The organism is Nonomuraea sp. NPDC049784 (assembly GCF_040659615.1).
Taxonomy (GTDB): Bacteria; Actinomycetota; Actinomycetes; order Streptosporangiales; family Streptosporangiaceae; genus Nonomuraea.
Genome location: NZ_JBFAMX010000080.1, coordinates 1 through 17813, shown reverse-complemented (window position 1 = coordinate 17813; position 17813 = coordinate 1). Strand labels below are relative to the sequence as shown.

The 17813-nt window shown below is 71.2% G+C and carries 15 protein-coding genes and 1 pseudogene; 12 read left to right on the top strand and 4 right to left on the bottom strand.

Features of this window, described 5'->3' with window-relative positions; all coding sequences use genetic code 11:
• Positions 1 to 24 precede the first annotated feature (24 nt).
• Entirely contained in the window at positions 25 to 1269 is a 1245-nt protein-coding gene (locus tag AB0J09_RS19130) for a RuBisCO large subunit C-terminal-like domain-containing protein (protein WP_360692286.1), read from the bottom strand.
• A gap of 37 nt (positions 1270 to 1306) precedes the next feature.
• Positions 1307 to 1954 carry an aspartate/glutamate racemase family protein gene (locus AB0J09_RS19125; protein WP_360692283.1) on the bottom strand — a complete coding sequence of 216 codons (648 nt, stop codon included), beginning with the start codon at positions 1952 to 1954 and terminating at the stop codon, positions 1307 to 1309.
• A gap of 83 nt (positions 1955 to 2037) precedes the next feature.
• Between AB0J09_RS19125 and AB0J09_RS19120 the strand changes: the two genes are divergently transcribed.
• From AB0J09_RS19120 to AB0J09_RS19095, 6 genes are read left to right on the top strand one after another with little or no spacing between them, the layout of a single operon-like run.
• Positions 2038 to 2748, top strand: a complete 711-nt coding sequence (locus AB0J09_RS19120; protein WP_360692280.1) for a FadR/GntR family transcriptional regulator — start codon at positions 2038 to 2040, stop codon at positions 2746 to 2748.
• Between the two features lie 28 nt (positions 2749 to 2776).
• Positions 2777 to 3541, top strand: a complete 765-nt coding sequence (locus tag AB0J09_RS19115; RefSeq protein ID WP_360692277.1) for an enoyl-CoA hydratase/isomerase family protein — start codon at positions 2777 to 2779, stop codon at positions 3539 to 3541.
• Positions 3541 to 4731, top strand: a complete 1191-nt coding sequence (locus AB0J09_RS19110) for a CoA transferase (RefSeq protein ID WP_360692274.1) — start codon at positions 3541 to 3543, stop codon at positions 4729 to 4731. Before AB0J09_RS19115 ends, AB0J09_RS19110 begins: the two co-directional genes overlap by 1 nt.
• Entirely contained in the window at positions 4719 to 5747 is a 1029-nt protein-coding gene (locus tag AB0J09_RS19105) for a hypothetical protein (protein WP_360692271.1), read from the top strand. Before AB0J09_RS19110 ends, AB0J09_RS19105 begins: the two co-directional genes overlap by 13 nt.
• Entirely contained in the window at positions 5744 to 6448 is a 705-nt protein-coding gene (locus AB0J09_RS19100) for an SDR family oxidoreductase (protein ID WP_360692268.1), read from the top strand. The genes AB0J09_RS19105 and AB0J09_RS19100 overlap by 4 nt, the downstream gene beginning before the upstream one ends.
• Complete coding sequence (locus AB0J09_RS19095; protein ID WP_360692265.1) at positions 6445 to 7491, top strand: aldose 1-epimerase family protein; 1047 nt, start codon at positions 6445 to 6447, stop codon at positions 7489 to 7491. The genes AB0J09_RS19100 and AB0J09_RS19095 overlap by 4 nt, the downstream gene beginning before the upstream one ends.
• Here AB0J09_RS19095 and AB0J09_RS19090 read toward each other — a convergent pair.
• Complete coding sequence (locus AB0J09_RS19090) at positions 7484 to 8314, bottom strand: amidohydrolase family protein (protein ID WP_360692262.1); 831 nt, start codon at positions 8312 to 8314, stop codon at positions 7484 to 7486. The two genes, AB0J09_RS19095 and AB0J09_RS19090, sit on opposite strands and share 8 nt — an antisense overlap.
• A gap of 283 nt (positions 8315 to 8597) precedes the next feature.
• Between AB0J09_RS19090 and AB0J09_RS19085 the strand changes: the two genes are divergently transcribed.
• Positions 8598 to 11003 carry a glycoside hydrolase family 95 protein gene (locus AB0J09_RS19085; RefSeq protein ID WP_360692259.1) on the top strand — a complete coding sequence of 802 codons (2406 nt, stop codon included), beginning with the start codon at positions 8598 to 8600 and terminating at the stop codon, positions 11001 to 11003.
• Between the two features lie 60 nt (positions 11004 to 11063).
• Here the strand turns inward: AB0J09_RS19085 and AB0J09_RS19080 are convergent, their stop codons facing one another.
• On the bottom strand, positions 11064 to 12149 hold the full coding sequence (locus AB0J09_RS19080; RefSeq protein WP_360692256.1) for an FCD domain-containing protein: 1086 nt from the start codon (positions 12147 to 12149) through the stop codon (positions 11064 to 11066).
• Positions 12150 to 12310: 161 nt separating this feature from the next.
• Between AB0J09_RS19080 and AB0J09_RS19075 the strand changes: the two genes are divergently transcribed.
• The 5 genes and pseudogenes from AB0J09_RS19075 to AB0J09_RS19055 all read left to right on the top strand — a co-directional run.
• The gene (locus AB0J09_RS19075; protein WP_360692253.1) at positions 12311 to 13582 is read left to right on the top strand and encodes an extracellular solute-binding protein; all 1272 of its coding nucleotides are present in this window, start codon (positions 12311 to 12313) and stop codon (positions 13580 to 13582) included.
• 86 nt (positions 13583 to 13668) lie between these two features.
• Positions 13669 to 14511 (top strand): sugar ABC transporter permease, encoded by an 843-nt coding sequence (locus AB0J09_RS19070; protein ID WP_360692250.1) that lies wholly within the window; start codon positions 13669 to 13671, stop codon positions 14509 to 14511.
• Entirely contained in the window at positions 14508 to 15314 is an 807-nt protein-coding gene (locus AB0J09_RS19065; protein ID WP_360692247.1) for a carbohydrate ABC transporter permease, read from the top strand. The genes AB0J09_RS19070 and AB0J09_RS19065 overlap by 4 nt, the downstream gene beginning before the upstream one ends.
• 65 nt (positions 15315 to 15379) lie before the next feature.
• A complete protein-coding gene (locus tag AB0J09_RS19060; protein WP_360692244.1) occupies positions 15380 to 17251 on the top strand; it encodes a hypothetical protein in 1872 nt (623 codons plus the stop codon).
• A gap of 8 nt (positions 17252 to 17259) precedes the next feature.
• Positions 17260 to 17813, top strand: a pseudogene (locus AB0J09_RS19055) (hypothetical protein); the annotation flags it as partial.

The window sequence follows — 17813 nt, the reverse complement described above, 5'->3', positions numbered from 1 at the left end:
GCCGCCCGCGAGCCCCGTTCGGCGTCACTTCCGGATCACCCCGCCGAAGTGCTTCAGCGCCGCCCGTAGCTCCGGCTCGTCCACCTCGTCCAACGGGACGCCCGCCTCGGAGGCCGCCCACGCCTGCCGGATGCTCGCGATCCCCGCCGCCGGCCCGTCCGGGTGGCCGAGCACCCCACCCCCGGCCAGCACCAGCAGGTCGGTGGTCCCCGTGCATTCCAGGGTGACGGGAGCGGTGCCGGCCCACTGGGCGGACGACAGGACGGGAAGGCAGGGGAAGCCGCCGAGCAGCGGCTCGCGAACCGCCGCGACCGCTGCGGTCACCTCGTCGTCCGTGACGTAGAACTTGCTGTGGAACCCGCCGCAGTGCAGGTGGTCGACGCCGGTCAGGCGGGCCAGCTTCTGGTACGCGAGATGCCCGATCCCGAGCCCCGGATGCCGGGCCAGCGCCCCGATGCCGGTGACGTGCGCGTGGATCGGCACCCTGGAGTGCCGGCGCAGCATGGCGACGGCCGGGAAGCCGACGACGTTCAGGTTGACCATCACGCAGGTGCCGCCGGCCGCCACCACCATGTCGTGGTTGCGCAGCATGCGGTCGGGCTCGTCGCTGATGTTGAACGCGTACATCGGCCGTCGCCCGGTCCGCCGCTCCACCTCGTCGAGGGCGGCCGTGACCGCACGTATCCGCTGAGGGAGCCGGGCGGGCGGGCAGTCGGCGTTCACCTCGTCGTCCTTGATGAAGTCGACCCCGGCCAGGCCCAGTTCGCGTACGAGGTCCACGTAGTCGGCGGGGCGCAGCCCGACGTTGGGCTTGACGATGGTCCCGATCAGCACCCCTGAGGGGCGTCCCACCAGCTGCCGGGTGCCCGAGACGGCGAACCGCGCCGGCAGGTACGAGGAGCCGAAGGCCGCGGGCAGCTCCAGGTCGACCAGCTTGAGCCCGGCCAGCTCGCGCAGCTCGTAGAGGTTGCCCGCGACCACGGGCAGCAGGTTCGTGAGCGAGGGTCCCGTGTTCTCCAGCGGGAAGCCGATCTTGACCAGGCCCGCCGTCAAGGGCCCGTCCCCGATCGCCCCCGGCAGGGGTTCGGAAGCGGGAGGGATCTCCGTGATGGACAGCACCACGGCGCTGTGGCGGGCGCGCAGTTCGTCGGTCTCGCCGCGCACGCTGACGAAGGTGCCGGTGCTCTGCTCCCCCGCGATCGCGCTCACGGCCTGCTCCAGCGGCAGGCGCGTGAGCACGCGGTACGTGGCGACGGTCAGCTCGCTCACCGCGCGCCTCCCGTGGCCGAGGACACCATCTGCCCGCTCACAGCGCGGCCGCCAGGTGCTCCATGGCGAGTGGTGGGCTGGCCAGGATCGGGACCGGGGCCTCGACCGTTCCGGCCACGCGGGCCATCGACGCCTGGGCCAGCACGATCACGTCCACCTCGCCACCCAGCGAGACCAGCGCCTCGGCCACCCGCACGTCGTGCGTGGCGGCGTCCCCGCCCATCAGGGCCTCGAAGGCGCCCTCGCACACCCTGGCCGTCAGCAGGACATCTCGGTGAGAAGCGGCCGCGCGGCGACGTACCAGGTCGGCGGTGGGTTCGAGGGTGGTGGACAGGGTGGCGAGCACGCCGATCCTGCGGCCGAGCGCGACGGCGCGGTCGGCCATCGGGCGGTCCACCCGCGTCACCGGCACGCCGGTCAGCGGCTCGGCGGCCTCGACGGCGGCGCCGATCGAGGAGCAGGTCACCAGGATGTGGTCGGCCCCGGCCGCCTCCGCGGAGCCGATGTGGCCGGCGACGCGCCGGGCGGTCTGCGGGGTGAGGTGGCCGGCGGCGATGGTGTTCTTGATCAGGCTGTCGTCGACGATGTTGAACGTCTCGACTCCCGGCAGGTGCTCGGCGCACAGCTTGGCGAACACGTCGACCAGGGTCGCGGAGGTGTGGATCAGTCCTAGCCTCTTGGTCATGAGCCCCACTTCATCGGATGAAATCTCAGCTTCATCGGATGAAATGCTATGAAAAATCTGGCGCTGGCGGTAGCGTCCAGGGCGTGGCAATCGATCCCAAGCGGGACAGGCACGTTCAGGTCGTCCAGGCCCTCGGCGCCCGCATCGTCACCGGCGAGCTCGCCCCCGGCACGTCCATCCCCATCGAGGAGGACCTCGTCGGCGAGCTGGGCATCGGCCGCTCCGCCGTACGCGAGGGCGTGAAGGTCCTGGCCGGCAAGGGCCTGCTGGAGACCAGGCGAAGCGCGGGCACCAGGGTGCGCCCGCGCGAGTCCTGGAACCTGCTCGACCCCGACGTCCTGAGCTGGCGGTTCGAGCCCGAGCCGCGCCCCGGAGACATCCAGATGCTCGCGGACCTGCGCGTCGCCCTGGAGCCCGGCGCGGCCAGGGTGGCGGCCGAACGGGCCGACGCGACCGCGGTCCAGCGCATCGACGAGGCCCTGGCCGCCCTGTACGCCACGGCCGACGACCCCGAGCCGTTCATCGAGGCCGACCTGGCCTTCCACAAGGCCGTGTTCGCCGCGGCGGACAACGACCTGCTGCTCTACATCTACGACATGATCAGCATCGCCCTGCGGTCCGTACGGCAGGTGCACACCCGTTCAGTCGCGCACAACAAGGAAACGCTGCCCGGCCACGAACGCGTGGCGCTGGCCATCAGGCGCCACCACCACCGCAAGGCCGAGGAGGCCATGCGCGAGGTGGTCGAGGTCGCCCGCGCCGATGCCGAGCAGCATGTACGCCTCTGCTGCTAGAACCACCTCCGCAAGAAAGAGCCAACCCTTGGACGTCCTCATCGACGTGGACGGCCCCGTGGCCGTCGTCACCCTCAACAGACCCGCCAAGCTCAACGCGATCACCCCCGACATGGCCGCCGCGCTGCGTGCCTGCCTGAGCCGGGTGGACGCCGACCCCGCCATCCGGGTGGCGGTGCTCACGGGCGCGGGCGAGCGCTCGTTCTGCGTGGGCAGCGACATCCGGGAGCTGGACGAGTACGCCACGCCGTGGGAGTTCCGCAACCGCGGCGACTACGGCGACGCGGTCCGCGCCCTGCGCAAGCCGATCATCGCGGCCGTCAACGGCTACGCCTACGGCGGTGGCCTGGAGCTGGCCATGGCCTGCGACATCCGGCTGGCGGCCGACACGGCGACGTTCGCCGCGCCGGAGATCAAGCTGGGCTGGATCGGCGGCAGCGGCCAGTCCGCGCTGCTGGCCCACTCCGTCGGCCCCGGCAACGCGGCCACGATGCTGCTCACCGGCGACCCGGTCAACGCCGCCCGCGCCCAGGCCTGGGGGCTGGTCACCGACGTGTTCCCGCACGACAAGCTGATGCCGGCGGCGCTCGAACTGGCCGGGACGATCGCCAAGCGGCCGCCGATCGCCGCGCAGACCGCCAAGGCCAACCTCAAGGCTGCCTACTCGATGCCGCTCGACCAGGCCATCCGGTACGAGCGCGACCTGCAGACCGTCTGCTTCGCCACGGAGGACGCCGCAGAGGGCAGGGCCGCCTTCGCCGAGCGCCGCGAGCCCGTCTTCGAGGGGCGCTGATGGGCGTCCTGGACGGCTACCGCGTGGTCGACCTGTCCATCGCGATGGCGGGCCCGCTGGCCGCGATGCGGCTGGGCGACCTGGGCGCGGACGTGGTCAAGGTGGAGCCGGTGACCGGCGAGTGGCAGCGGCACGCGCCCGCAGGAGGGGCGAAGGGCAACGAGGTCAACGCCTCATTCCTGTCGCTCAACCGCAACAAGCGCAGCCTCGCCGTCAACCTCAAGTCCGACGAGGGCCGCGCCATCGTGCACAAACTCGCCACGACGGCCGACGTGTTCCTGCAGAACTACCGTCCCGGCGTGGCCGAGCGCCTCGGCATGGACTACGGCACGATCAGCGGCATCAACCCCCGCATCGTGTACGTCTCCATGTCCGGGTACGGGGAGACGGGCCCGTACATGTCGAGGCCGGGCCAGGACCTGCTGCTGCAGGCCATGAGCGGCGCCATGCTGAGCACGGGCCGCGAGGGCGACCCGCCCGCGCCCGCGGGGACGTACGCCATCGACGCCATCACCGCCTACAGCGCATTCGAGGGCGCGCTGGCCGCGCTGCTGCACCGCGAGCGCACCGGCGAGGGCCAGCGGGTGAGCGTCAACATGCTGGACGCGGCCATCGCCGTGCAGATGCAGGAGCTGTCGATCTTCACGGTCGGCGGGGTTCCGCAGCGGCGCGGGCAGGAGCCGCACGGCCACACCTACATCCGCGCGCCGTACGGGGTGTTCGCCACCAAGGACGGCTACCTCGCGCTCGGTATGCCCAGGCTGGACGCGCTGGCCGTGGCGCTGGACCTGCCGGAGCTGGCCGGCATGGACGGCGACGCCGACGGCCACACCAGGCGCGACGAGATCACCGCGATCGTCGCCAGGCGGCTGCCGGACCGCACCACCGCCGAGTGGCTGGAGATCTGCGCCCGCCACGACCTGTGGGCGGGCCCGGTGTACGGGTACGCGGAGCTGGTGGCGGACCCGCAGGTCGAGCACAACGGTTCGTTCGTCACCTACGACCACCGCACCGAGGGCAGGGTCACCACGCCCGGCTTCCCCTACGGCTTCAGCGCCACCCCGCCGGAGGTGCGCAGGGGCGCGCCGCTGGTGGGCGAGCACACGAGGGAGCTGCTCGAAGAGCTCGGCTACCCGCCGGAGCGCACGGCCGAGCTGGTGGCGGAGGGCGTGCTGGCATGCGAGGACTGACCTGGGACCATCCCCGGGGGTACGCGCCGCTGGACGAGCTGACGCGCCTGGACCTGGCCGGGGACACCTCATACGGCTTCGTCCCCGAACCGGTCGAGTGGGACCGCCAGCCGCTCGAAGGTTTCGAGTCGGAGCCGATCGCCGAGCTGTGCGAGACGTACGACGTGCTCGTCATCGACCACCCCGGGCTGGGCGCGGCGATGGACGCGCTGGTGCCGATGGAGGAGCTGTTCGAGCCGGAGGAGCTGGCACGTCTGCGGGCGGGCACGGTCGGCCGCACCTGGGACAGCTACCACCTGGAGGGACGCCAGTGGGCGCTGCCTCTCGACGCGGCCACCCAGGTCGCCGTCGCCCGCCCCGGCATCGAGGCGCCGGGAACGTGGCCGGAGGTGGTGGACTTCGCCAAGGGCACGCGGACGGCGCTGTGCCTGGGCGGGCCGCACGCCTTCCTGATGTTCTGCGCACTGTGCTCGGGCGACTTCCTCGACGAGGAGGAGGGGATCCGGGCGCTGGAGCTGATGTCGGAGTTGCTCACGCTCTCCGATCCGAAGGTGTCGCTGCTCAACCCGATCGGCGTGCTCGACGCCATGGCGGCGAACGCCTCGGACTACTGCCCCCTCGTGTACCAGTACACCGCGTACCCGCTGGCCTTCTCCGACGCGCCGGCCTGGCCCGGGCGGGCACCAGGGAGCGTGCTGGGTGGCACAGGGCTCGTGGTCTCCAGGCGGCGCATCGACGCGATCCGCGAGGCCGTACGCGCCCACCTGCGACGCCTGCTGTCGGAGCCCGTGCAGACCGGGCTGTTCCCGGCCTCCGGCGGGCAGCCCGCGGCCCGCTCCGCCTGGAAGGACGACCCTGCGGTCGCCACTGTGGAGGCCGCCTGGGTCAGGCCGCGCTTCCCCGGCTACATCGCTCTGCAGGAGAGGTCGTCCGCGCTGATCCGCGACGGGCTGCTCGCCCGCGTCAAGGCGCGCGATCTCCTCAGGGACCTGCACAAGGAATGGAGACACACATGACCACGGCGCTCGTGACAGGCGCCGCCGGAGCGCTCGGCAGGGCGATCGTCCGCCGTCTGGCCGCCGACGGCCACCAGGTGGCGGCGCTCGACCTCGACGCGAGCGCGCTGGAAGGCGCCCTCAACCTGAAGACCGACCTGCGCGACCCGGCCGCGATCGAGGCCGCGTTCGCCGAGACCGCCGCGCGGCTCGGCCCGGTGGGCGTCCTCGTCAACAACGCGGCCATCTATCCGGCCAAGCCGTTCCTGGAGGTGCCGCTGGCCGAGTACGAGGACGTGCACGCGGTCAACCAGCGGGCCTACTGGCTGGCGGCCCAGCACGCGGCCAGGCAGATGGGCGAGCTGGGCGGCGGCGCGATCGTCAACATCGCCTCGATCACCATGCACGGCGGCTGGTCCGACCTGGCCGCGTACGTGGCGACCAAGGGCGCGGCGGCGGCGCTGACCAGGGCGCTGGCGCGTGAGCTCGGCCCGCGCGAGATCCGGGTCAACTGCGTCTCACCGGGCGCCTTCCCCACGGCGGCCGAGGAGATCCACGAGGACCCGGAGGCGTACAACCGGCTCGTCCTGGAGCGGCAGTCGCTCCAGCGGCGCGGCACGCCCGAGGAGCTGGCGGCCGTGGTGTCGTTCCTCGCGGGGCCCGACGCGTCGTTCGTCACGGGGCAGACCATCGAAGTCAACGGAGGGTGGGTGATGGCATGACGCCGGACCGCAGGCGGCTGGCCGAGCTGACCGGGGACCTGAGCGCGGCCGGCGGGGTCCGGCTGGTGACGCTCGGGGACGGGCTCGAGCGCGGCATCAGGACGCTGGAGTTCCGCACCGGCTCCGGGCTGGCGTTCGACGTGCTGGTGGACAGGTGCATGGACATCGGGCACGCCGAGCACGCCGGGCGCTCGTTCGGCTGGCGCTCCCCCACCGGCTTCCGCCACCCCGGACTGCACGAGAACGCCGACGAGGACGGGCTGTCCTGGCTGCGCTCGTTCTCCGGCCTCATCGTCACGGCCGGGCTCGACCACACGCTGTTCGGGGGCGACGTGCCCGCGGACGCCTACCGCTACCCGCCACGCCAGTCCGTACGGCATGGGCTGCACGGCCGGGTGGGCAACATCCCGGCCCGGCTCACCGGGTACGGCGAGCGCTGGGACGGCGACCGCTGCGTACTGTGGGCCGAGGGAGAGGTGCGCCAGGCCGCGGTCTTCGCCGAGAACCTGCGCCTGGTCCGCCGCATCGAGGCCGACCTGGGCGGGAACGAGATCAGGCTCATCGACACCATCACCAACGCCGGATTCGAGCCGGCGCCGCACATGTTCCTGTACCACGTCAACCTGGGCTGGCCGCTGCTCGACGAGGGCGCCAGGCTCGAGGCCGACATCCGCGAGACGCTCTGGCAGAGCGACAGCGTGGCCGAGCAGAAGGCCGACCACGTCACCTTCCCGGGGCCGGCGCCGGGGTTCGTGGAGCAGGTGTACGAGCACGCGCTCAACCCCGGCGCCGATGGGCTGCACCGGGTGGCGGTGGTCAACGACCGGCTCGGCATGAAGGTCGCCGTGGAGTGGCAGGCGGAGGAGTTCCCGTACTTCTTCGAGTGGCTGAACCTGCGCTCGGGCAACTACGCGGTCGGGCTGGAGCCGTCCACCCACCACGTGTCGGGCGACGCGGCGGCCAGGGAGGACAGCAGCATGATCTGGCTGGGACCGCAGGAGTCGCGGTCGTACCACACGACCTTCCGTGTCTCGATCAGTTGATGCGGTACGCACGGCGGGCCGTACCGGCGAAGACCTCGGCCCGCTCGCCTTCCGACAACCCCGCGCACAGCTCGTCCGCGGCCTGCGCCACCTGCTCGTACTCGGCGGCGAGCAGGCAGACCGGCCAGTCGGAGCCGAACATCACCCGCTCAGGCCCGAACGCCTCCAGCACGGTCTCGGCGTACGGCCGCAGATCGGCTACCTGCCAGGACGCCCAGTCGGCCTCGGTGACCATGCCGGAGAGCTTGCAGTAGACGTTGGGGTGGGCGGCCAGCTCGAGGATCCGGCTCCGCCATGGCTCCAGCTCGCCCGAGGCGATGGGCGGCTTGGACAGGTGGTCGAGCACGAACGTCAGCTCGGGCAGTGCGGCCACCGTGTCGATGGCGGCGGGGAGCTGGTGCGGCAGCGTGAGCAGGTCGTACGCCAGCCCAGCGGCGGACACCGCGGCGAGCCCGCGCCGCACGTCGGGCCGGGTCAGCCAGTCGGGGTCCGGTTCGGACTGCACGCCGTGGCGGACGCCCACCAGGCCTTCCGGCAGCCCGGCCAAGGTGTCGGCGGCGTCGGGGGCGGTGAGGTCGATCCAGCCCACGACGCCCGCGACCAGCTCGGACTGCGCGGCCAGGGCCAGGAACTCGCGCGTCTCCGCCAGGTCGTGCAGCACCTGCACCAGCACGGTCGCGGTCACCCCCGCCGCAGCCGCCGGCCCGGCGAGGTCGTCGACGGTGAACGTGCGGCGGACGGGCGCCATCGGCTCGGAGTCGAGCCAGCCGTGAGGGCGGACGGCGAGGTCCCAGACATGGTGGTGGGCGTCAATGCGGCTCATAGGTCAATCCAACTCGGTCCAGAGGTCGTCGGGGATGGAGAGGGCGGCCAGGGCCTCGGCCGCGGGAGACGGCGACGCCGCTTCGACCGAGCTTCTCCATGATCGGCAAATTAGCAGACCTCCCATCTTTCGGCTAGATCTGAGGGAGGTATGGACATCCTATGACCTTGTAGCGTAAAGATACATCCTACGTTCACCGCGCCTGTGGCGTCCCTGTGAGCGGCTTCCACGCCGGACAGGTCGTACGCATCCACGCGCTCTCTCACTGCCTTCTGGAGTAACTGTGTCCAACGACGGCTACACACGACGAGGCGTACTCAAGACCGGTTTAGGAGCCGCCGCGGGCTCCCTGCTCGTGACCAGCCCGGCATTCGCGTCCGAGCCAGGCAGCAGCCCGCTGGTGCTCTGGTACAACCGCCCGGCGGCGGCCTGGCTCGAGGCGACGCCGATCGGCTGCGGGCGGCTCGGGGCCATGGTCTTCGGCGGCGTCGCCACCGAGCGCCTGCAGCTCAACGAGGACAGCATCTGGGCCGGCGGGCCGCACGACTACGACAACCCCGAGGCGCTGGCCGCGCTCCCCCAGATCAGGCAATGGGTGTGGGAGGACAAATGGCAGGCCGCGCAGAACCTGGCGGACAAGAAGTTCCTCGGCAAGCCCAGCGAGCAGGCGCCGTACCAGGTGCTGGGTGACCTCGCGCTGACCTACCCGGGCTCGGCCGAGTTCACGGAGTACCGCCGCGAGCTGGACCTGACCCGCGCCGTCTCCACCGTCACGTTCGTGCGGGACGGGGTGCGTCACACACGCGAGGCCTTCGCCAGCAACCCCGACCAGGTCATCGTCGTACGGCACACGGCCGACAAGCCGGGCTCGGTGAGCTTCCAGGCGACCTTCTCCAGCCCACAGACGTCCTCCTCGTCCTCGGCCGGTCGTGACTCGATCGCTCTCGACGGCGTGAGCGGCGACACCCAGGGCTTGAAGGGCGAGGTCCGCTTCCGCGCCGTGGCCAGGGCCGAGGCCCGCGGCGGCACGGTCCGCACGGACGGCGGCACGTTGATCGTCGAGGGGGCCGACGAGGTCACGCTGCTGATCTCCATGGGCTCCAGCTACCGCAGCTTCAAGGACGTCGGCGGCGACCCGGCCGAGGTGGCCGGGCGGCATCTCGTGCGCGCGAGCGGGCAGCCGTACGAGGTGCTGTGGCGCAAGCACGTACGGGACTACCAGGAGCTCTTCGGCCGGGTGGAGATCGACCTGGGCACGTCGGAGGCGGCCGCGCTCCCCACCGACGAGCGGATCGCGCGCAAGCAGCTCGACGCCGACCCCGGGCTCGCCGCCCTGTACTTCCAGTTCGGCCGCTACCTGCTCATCTCCTGCTCCCGCGCGCCCGGCTACGCCGCCAACCTGCAGGGCATCTGGAACGACTCGCTCACGCCCGCGTGGGAGTCGAAGTACACCATCAACATCAACTGCGAGATGAACTACTGGCCCGCCGCACCCACCAACCTGGTCGAGTGCATGGACCCGCTGGTCGACCTGATCAAGGACCTGTCGGAGTCGGGAGCCAGGACGGCCGAGACGCAGTACGGCGCGAAGGGCTGGGTGGCGCACCACAACACCGACGGCTGGCGCGGGACCGCTCCGGTGGACTTCGCGTTCTACGGCGTGTGGCCGAGCGGCGGGGCGTGGCTGTGCCTGATGCTGTGGGAGCACTACCTCTACACGGGCGACGAGCGGCGGCTGCGCGAGCACTTCCCGCTGATCAAGGGGTCGGTGGAGTTCTTCCTGGACACATTGCAGACCGATCCAAGGACCGGCTACCTGGTGACGAACCCGTCCCACTCGCCGGAGGTCGGGCACCACGAGGACGGCGGGGAGAACGTCAGCATCTGCGCCGGGCCCACGATGGACATGCAGATCCTGCGGGACCTCTTCCAGGCCTTCGCGGAGGCGTCTTCGATCCTCGGCGTCGAGGACGGGATGGGCTCGAAGGCCCTTGAGGCCCGGTCGCGGCTCGTTCCCAACCAGATCGGGCACTTGGGGCAGATCCAGGAGTGGCAGGAGGACTACCGGGGCGACGCCGCGCTGTCGCGCAGCCGCCACACCTCCCACCTGTGGGGTCTCTTCCCGGGCCACCAGATCGACCCCCGCCTCTCGCCCGACCTCGCCGCCGCCGCCCGGCGCACCCTGGAGCTCCGTGGCGAGGCCGGGGCCGGGTGGTCGCTGGCGTGGAAGATCAACTTCTGGGCGCGGCTGCTGGACGCTCCCGAGGCGTACAAGCGGCTGTCGAATCTGCTGCTGCCCGCCCGTACGGCGCCGAACATGTTCGACCTGCATCCGCCGTTCCAGATCGACGGCAACTTCGGCGGGGTGTCGGGGATGACGGAGATGCTCCTGCAGAGCCACGGCGACCAGGTGCACCTGCTGCCCGCCCTGCCCGCTGCCTGGCCCGCCGGGTCGTTCCGCGGGTTGCGGGCGCGGGGCGGCTTCGAGGTGGACGTGACGTGGAACGCCGGCGCGCTGGCCCGGGGGCGCATCCGCTCGGACCTGGGGCGCAAGCTCACGCTCCGGACGGCTCAGCCGGTGACGGTGACGGAGTCCGGGCGCCCGGTCGACGCCGACCGCCCTGAGCCGGGCGTGCTCGTCCTCGACACCCGTCGAGGCGCCACCTACGACCTCACGCCCTCGGCCTGAGGCCACCACACCGCCCGCCTACCGCGCCCGCTTCGCGGCGGGTGGGCGGTGTGGGGCGCGTCAGAAAGCCGTCTCGGAAGCGGTGTCCGGGCGGGTGCGGGGGCGGGTGCGGGAGGCCTCGCCGCGGGCGTGGGCGGCGAACAGGCGGGCCGCCTCGTCGGGGTCGCCCGACGCCAGGGCCGACACCAGATCGTCGTGGTGACCGGCCATCGCCGTCCAGTCCCCGTCGTAGAGCGGGTTGCCCACCACGTGCAGGCTCCACAGGTTGGACTCGATCGTCCGCCACAACCGCAGCAGGAAGGAGTTTCCGCAGGCCGCGCAGACCCGCCGGTGGAAGGCCAGGTCGGCGTCGCGGAAGCCGCCGATGTCCCCGTCGAGGGCCGCCTGCCGCATGGCGAGCACGTCGACCGAGAGCTCTCGCAACGTATCGGCCTGGATGCGGACGGCTGCGCCGCGTGCGGCATACTCCTCCAGCAACACCCTGATGTCGCGGACTTCGCGGGCCTGCTCGTCGGAGATCTCCGCGACGTAGCTCCCCCGGTTGGGATAGGAGATGACCAGCCCCTCGTGCGCCAACCGCTTGATCGCCTCACGAGCCGGGGCCTGGCTGGTGCCGACCCGGCGGGCGATCTCCGCCTCCACCAGCCGCTGTCCCGCCACCAGCTCCCCCGACACGATCCAGCCGCGCAGCAGCGCGTAGACCCGGTCGGACAGCAGCTCCCTCGGCAGCAGCTGGGCCGCGGGCGGCGCGACCTGCTGCTCCTGCCAGATCCGCGCCACCGTCGACTGCGAAAGCCCGAGCTGGCGCGCCATCGTACGGGTCGAGGGCACGGCCGAGCCGCCGGCCGCGGCGGCGATCACGCGCTCGGCCTCCTGCCGCTCCGCGCTGCGCGGCCGGCCGGGCCGCGGCGCGTCCGACAGCCCGTCCAGCCCTCGCTCCACGAAGCGGGCCCGCCACTTCGCCACCGTCGCGGCGCTCACGTCCAGCCGGTCGGCGATCTCCTTGCGGGGCAGCCCGTCGGCGCAGGCGAGCACGATACGGCTACGCAGCCCCAACCCCTCAGAGGACCCCTCCGCCCACTCGAGAAGAGTGGAGCGCTCCTCCTCGCCCAGCACCAGCCGCTTGTCGTCAGCGCGTCCAGACACCGTCCCACCTTAACGTATTTATGACTCAGCTACCCGCTGGAAACTTATTTGTAGCACCGCATATCCCCTTGACGAGGGTATGTGACCAACGTATTAAATAATCGCTAATCGAGTAACGACCCATTAAAAGGCGTCGCAGATCTCGCCCCCTTGGAGGTGCGATGCGTTCCCCCCGTCCATTCCTCGCCCCCACCGCACTCGGATGTCTGCTCCTGCTCACCGGCTGCGGCGGGGGCGGCTTCGCCGGCGACTCCCAGGCGAAGCAGAGCGAGGGCGGCCAGGTCACGGTGAGGATGCTGGTCAACATCACCCCGAACCTCACTCAGGCGTACTGGGACGGCCTGGTCAAGCCGTTCGAGCAGGCCAACCCCGGCATCGACGTCAAGGTCGAGGCGCCGACCGGCAAGGGCGTGGCGGACACGTTGCCCCAGCAGCTCGCCGCGGGCAACCCGCCCGACGTGGTCGAGACGCTGACGGCGGACGAGACGCTCTCCAAGCAGATGCTCGACCTGACCGACCAGCCGTGGGCGAAGGACACGCCGCTGGCCAAGGAGGCGAGCCTGGGCGGCAAGATCTACACGGTCGGCGTCGGCGTACAGGCGCAGTCGCTGGTCTTCTACAACAAGAGCGCGTTCGAGAAGGCCGGGATCGACAAGCCGCCGACCACGCTCGACGAGTTCGACGCCGCGATGGGCAAGCTCAAGACGGCCGGGTGGCTGCCGCTGCAGACCGGCGGCGAGTTCCTGACCGGGCTCCAGCTCATGCAGTTCACCAACCCGTCGCGTGCCCAGCTCCACCCCACCTGGCAGCAGGACGTCAAGGCGGGCAAGCTCAAGGGGGGCGAGTCGCTCCTGCCGTACCTGGAGCGCTACCGCACCTGGATCGACAAGGGGTACGTCGACAAGAACGCCCTGGGCATGAAGTACGCCGACGCCGAGACCGCGTTCCTGTCCGGCAAGTCGGCCATGTACATCATGGGCAGCTGGTTCACCGCCGCCGAGGCCAAGGCCACGAAGGACTTCGAGGTCGGCGTCTTCCCCGCCCCGGTCGACAAGGGCCAGCAGTACCCGGGGCCGCAGGGCGCCACGATGGCGGCTCCGTACATGATCCTCAAGTCCGCCCCGAACAAGGACGCGGCGCTCAAGCTGGTGCAGTGGCTCGTCACCGACCCGGCGACGGTCAAGAGCCAGCTCAAGCAGGACGGCAACTTCCGCGCCGGCGTGGAGCGCGAGTTCACCCCGCTGGAGAAGCAGGTGCAGCAGATCCTCGACGGCGCACCCTCCGGCGTCCCGCAGGGTGAGGGGTACGGCGACGCGACCCTGCCCAAGGGCTTCAACGCCGCCTGGAACACCGAGGTCCAGGGCCTGTACGTGGGCAAGTCGCCCAAGGAAGTCGCCGAGGGCGTGGACCGCTGGCTGGCCGGCCGCAAATGACGCTCACCCGGGAAGCACCCCCAGCTCTCGCCAAAGCACCCGCTCTCCCGAAACGAAAGCGCGGCGACGGATGGGCCACCGCGATCATGGTCGGCCCCGCCACCGTCCTCTACATCGTGATGCTGGTCATCCCAGTCGGCCTGGCGCTCTACCTGAGCCTCACCGACTGGGACGGCTTCAGCGCCGACCCCGCCTTCGTCGGCGCCGCCAACTACCTCGACCTCCTGGACGACCCCGAGCTGCGCCGCGCCGCCCTCGTCACCCTGCTGGTGGCCGTGGCGGGCACGGCCGGGCTCAACCTCCTCGGCCTCGGCTTCGCCGTCCTGGTGAACGGCGCCTCCAAGGCGAACACGTTCTTCCGGATCGTGCTGTTCTACCCGCACGTGCTCAGCGCCCTCGTGGTCGGCTTCCTCTGGTCGGCGATCCTCGGCACCACCGGCGCGGTCAACAACCTGGTGACCAAGTGGGGCGGGCAGGTGCTGCCGTTCCTGTCCGACCCGACCTGGGCCACCATCACCATGATCGCGGTGCTGGTGTGGGCCGGGTTCGGCGTCAACGTGGTGCTCTACCTGGCCGGGCTGCAGGCCGTGCCGCACTCGCTGCTCGAGGCGGCGCGCATCGACGGTGCGACGCGCCGGCAGGTGTTCAGGAACGTGACGCTGCCCGCCCTGGGCCCGTCGGTGACGGTCAACATCGTGCTGTCGCTGGTGACGCTGCTCAAGACGTACGACCTGGTGGTGTCGCTCACGGCGGGCGGCCCGGCCGGGCAGACGCAGACCGTCGCCTACCTCATCCTGTGGAACTCCTTCCACGACGCCCGCCTCGGCTTCGGCTCCGCGCAGTCGGTGCTGCTCATGCTGGTGACGGCGGCGCTGGCGTTCGTGGTGACCAAGCTGCGCAGGCGCGGCGAACTGGCGGTCCACCAGTGAGAAAGACCTTCCTCTGGGCGACCGTCGCCTTCATGCTCATCCCCCTGTACGTGCTGACCGTCAACGCGTTCAAGGGCCAGCAGGACATCCTGGCCAACCCGTTCGGCCTGGGGAACCTCACGCTGGAGCCCCTGGGCAGGGCGCTGACGAACCCGCAGTTCAACGTGGTCAAGGGCTACGCGGTCACGCTGCTGTTCGTGGTGGCGGTGAACGTGCTGTCGGTGGTGCTGGCCGCTCCGGCCGCCTACGTCATCGCGCGCAGCCCCAAGCGCCGTTTCCGGATCCTGATGCTGTTCTTCCTGGCCGGGACGTTCATCCCGGGCCAGGTGCTGGTCATCCCCGTCGTGTACGTGCTCAAGACCCTCGGCCTGATGGGCACCATCCGGGGGTTCGTCCTGTTCGAGACCGTGTTAACGCTACCTTTCTCGATCTTCCTGTACGCGGGCTACATCGCCACCATCCCGGCTGTGCTCGACCAGGCGGCCGCCGTGGACGGGGCGGGCAGGATGCGTACGTTCTGGCGGATCGTCTTCCCGCTGATGAGGCCCGCGGTCGCCACGATGGTCATCCTCAACACCTTCTCGGTGTGGAACGACTTCGTGAACCCGCAGATCATCCTGGGCCCCGGCAGCGGCCTCTACACCGTGACGACCGGCGTCTACGCCGCGGTCAGCCAGTACTCCACCGACTACACGGTGGTCTTCCCGACGCTGCTGCTGGCCATCGCCCCGCTGCTGGTCTTCTTCGTCTTCATGCAACGGCACATCATCAGCGGCCTCACCGCGGGAGCAACGAAAGGGTGAAGATGCGACCTGTATCTCCGGGACCCGCGAGCGATCCCTCTGTCACAGCGACCGTACCGCTCGGCGTGCCGCCGGCCTGGGCGGTGCTCGAGCGCAGGCTGTTCGACGCCCTCGACGAGGCCTGGCGGGCCTTCGCCGCCCGCTACTGCGGGCCCGACGGGCGGCTCATCTACCACGGCCCCGCCGCCGACAGGGACGGCGCCGACGACTTCTACGAGGCGTTCTTCAACTGGCCGGCGCTCTACCAGCTCGGCGGCGCCGACGACCTGCTGGACGCCTCGAAGCACCACTGGGAGGGCGTGACCGCGCAGCTCACCGAGCTGGGCTACCTGGTGGACGAGTTCGAGCGCGGCTATGACTGGTTCCACCAGGGCGAGTCGCTGCTGCTGTTCTACGGCATCTGCGCGGCCGACCCGCGCGACGAGCGCTTCCGCGACCGCGCCCGCCGCTTCGCCGACCTCTACCTGCCCGGCTCCGCCAACTACGACGCCGAGCACGACATCATCCGCGCCCCGCACAACGGCGCCGGCGGCCCCCGCTACGGGCTGCAGTGGGAGTGGGCCTCGTACCACACGGACCTGGTCAGCATGCGGCCGTACGGGCTGCCGCTGCGCGACCTGCCCGGCATCACCGAGTGGTCGGACCTGTCCGACCCGAGCAACGCCGCCCGCATGGGCGCGGCCATGAGCGAGCGCATCGGGCGCGGCGACGTGGCCGTCAACCTGGCCGCGACCACTCTGGCCGTCAACGCCTGGCTGTACGACGGCGACGCCCGCTACCGCGACTGGGCGCTGCGCTACATCGGCGCGTGGCAGCGGCGGGCCGAGGCCAACAACGGGATCCTGCCCGACAACGTCGGCCCGTCCGGCGAGGTCGGCGAGCTGCACGGCGGCCGCTGGTACGGCGGCAACTACGGCTGGCAGTGGCCGCACGGCCTCTACAGCGTGGGCGCCGCCGCCGCGATCGCCGCCGTCAACGCCCACCTGCTGACCGGCGACGACGACGCGCTCGCCATCGGCCGCGCGCCCCTGGAGACCGTGTACGAAAAGGCCATCCAGGCCGGCGTGACCGAGACGGAGATGAGCACCAGCGATCGCTGGCTGGCCGAGCTGGGCGACGAGGCGGGCAAGCCCACCATGCTGGTGCCCAACCGCCACGACGACCAGGGCTGGTTCGACTTCCAGCCGCCGCAGCTGGGCCTGCCCGTCTGGCTCTGGCACGCCTCACTCGGACGCGGGGATTTTGAACGGATAGACCGCCTGCGGGCCGCTTCCGGCTACGACTGGTCCACGGTGCGGCCGTTCAGGAACAAGGAGGAGGCCGGGCACGAGGCGCCCTGGCTGGAGTTCCTGCGCGGCGCCAATCCCGGCTTCCCCGAGGCCATGCTGTCCACCGCGCTCAGCCAGGTGCAGCGGCGGATGGCGCTCATCGACGCCGACCACGAGGACCTGGCCACCATTCACGTGCACCACTGGCAGCGGCTCAACCCGGTGCTCACCGAGGCGCTGCTGCAGCTCGTCACCGGCACCCCGCAGGTGCTCTACAACGGCGGGCTGCTGCCCACCCGGCTGGCCTACTTCGACGCCGACCGCTACCGCCCGGGGCTGCCCCACGACGTGGCCGCGCTGGTCGACTCGGTACGCCCCGACGGCGCCCGCGTCGAGCTGGTCAACCTGGGCCTCACCCGCACCCGCAGGGTCGTGGTGCAGGCGGGCGCGTTCGGCGAGCACGACATCGACCGCGCGGTCGTCACCCGGGCGAGTGAGGGCTACCCGGGCGACCCGCGCTCCTACACCTCTCCCCCCACCACCGAGTCCGAGCAGGAGGTGACGGTGGACGGGCCGCGCCTCCTCGTCGAGTTGCCGCCGGGCCGCCGCATCCGGCTCGACCTGCACACGACCGCGCGCGTCCGCACGCCGTCACACCAGCACTACTGAGGAGATACATGGACGACGCCATCTGGGATCTGCCTGTTCGCGGGCCTCTGCCCGCCAAACCCGATCCCGTCCTCGTGGAGGGGCTGTCCCGGATCAGTTCGGCCACCGCCTGCGCCAAGCTGCACGCCCAGGGCATACGGCGGACCTTCATCGAGGGACCGCGTCCCATCGCCACGGGGCAGAGGATCGCCGGCCGGGTCCGCACGCTGCAGTTCATGCCGCAGCGCGAGGACATCGCCTCGGGGCTCGGTCAGGAGTACGTCGAGCGGCACACCGCGCTGTGGGCCGTGCTGGAGGCGATCGAGCCCGGCGACGTGCTGCTCGTGCAGGCCTATGGCAGCGCGTACACCGGCTGCTTCGGCGACATGCTGGTGCGCTACTTCAAGGGCAAGGGCGGCGCGGGCATCGTCGTGGACGGCCGGATCCGGGACCTGCCCCGGGTGAGCGGCATCGGCCTGCCGCTCTGGACCACGGGCGCGACCCCTCACTACGCCTCGCAGGCGGAGCTGTTCCCCTGGGCGTACGACGTGCCGGTGGCCGTGGGCGGGGCGCTCGCGCTGCC

Bases quoted from the DNA above. Each gene is read 5' to 3' on its own strand.
- AB0J09_RS19125 (WP_360692283.1), bottom strand. From the start codon at position 1,954: ATGACCAAGAGGCTAGGACTGATCCACACCTCCGCGACCCTGGTCGAC.
- AB0J09_RS19090 (WP_360692262.1), bottom strand. From the start codon at position 8,314: ATGAGCCGCATTGACGCCCACCACCATGTCTGGGACCTCGCCGTCCGC.
- AB0J09_RS19095 (WP_360692265.1), top strand. From the start codon at position 6,445: ATGACGCCGGACCGCAGGCGGCTGGCCGAGCTGACCGGGGACCTGAGC.
- AB0J09_RS19070 (WP_360692250.1), top strand. From the start codon at position 13,669: ATGGTCGGCCCCGCCACCGTCCTCTACATCGTGATGCTGGTCATCCCA.
- AB0J09_RS19100 (WP_360692268.1), top strand. From the start codon at position 5,744: ATGACCACGGCGCTCGTGACAGGCGCCGCCGGAGCGCTCGGCAGGGCG.
- AB0J09_RS19110 (WP_360692274.1), top strand. From the start codon at position 3,541: ATGGGCGTCCTGGACGGCTACCGCGTGGTCGACCTGTCCATCGCGATG.
- AB0J09_RS19075 (WP_360692253.1), top strand. From the start codon at position 12,311: ATGCGTTCCCCCCGTCCATTCCTCGCCCCCACCGCACTCGGATGTCTG.
- AB0J09_RS19105 (WP_360692271.1), top strand. From the start codon at position 4,719: ATGCGAGGACTGACCTGGGACCATCCCCGGGGGTACGCGCCGCTGGAC.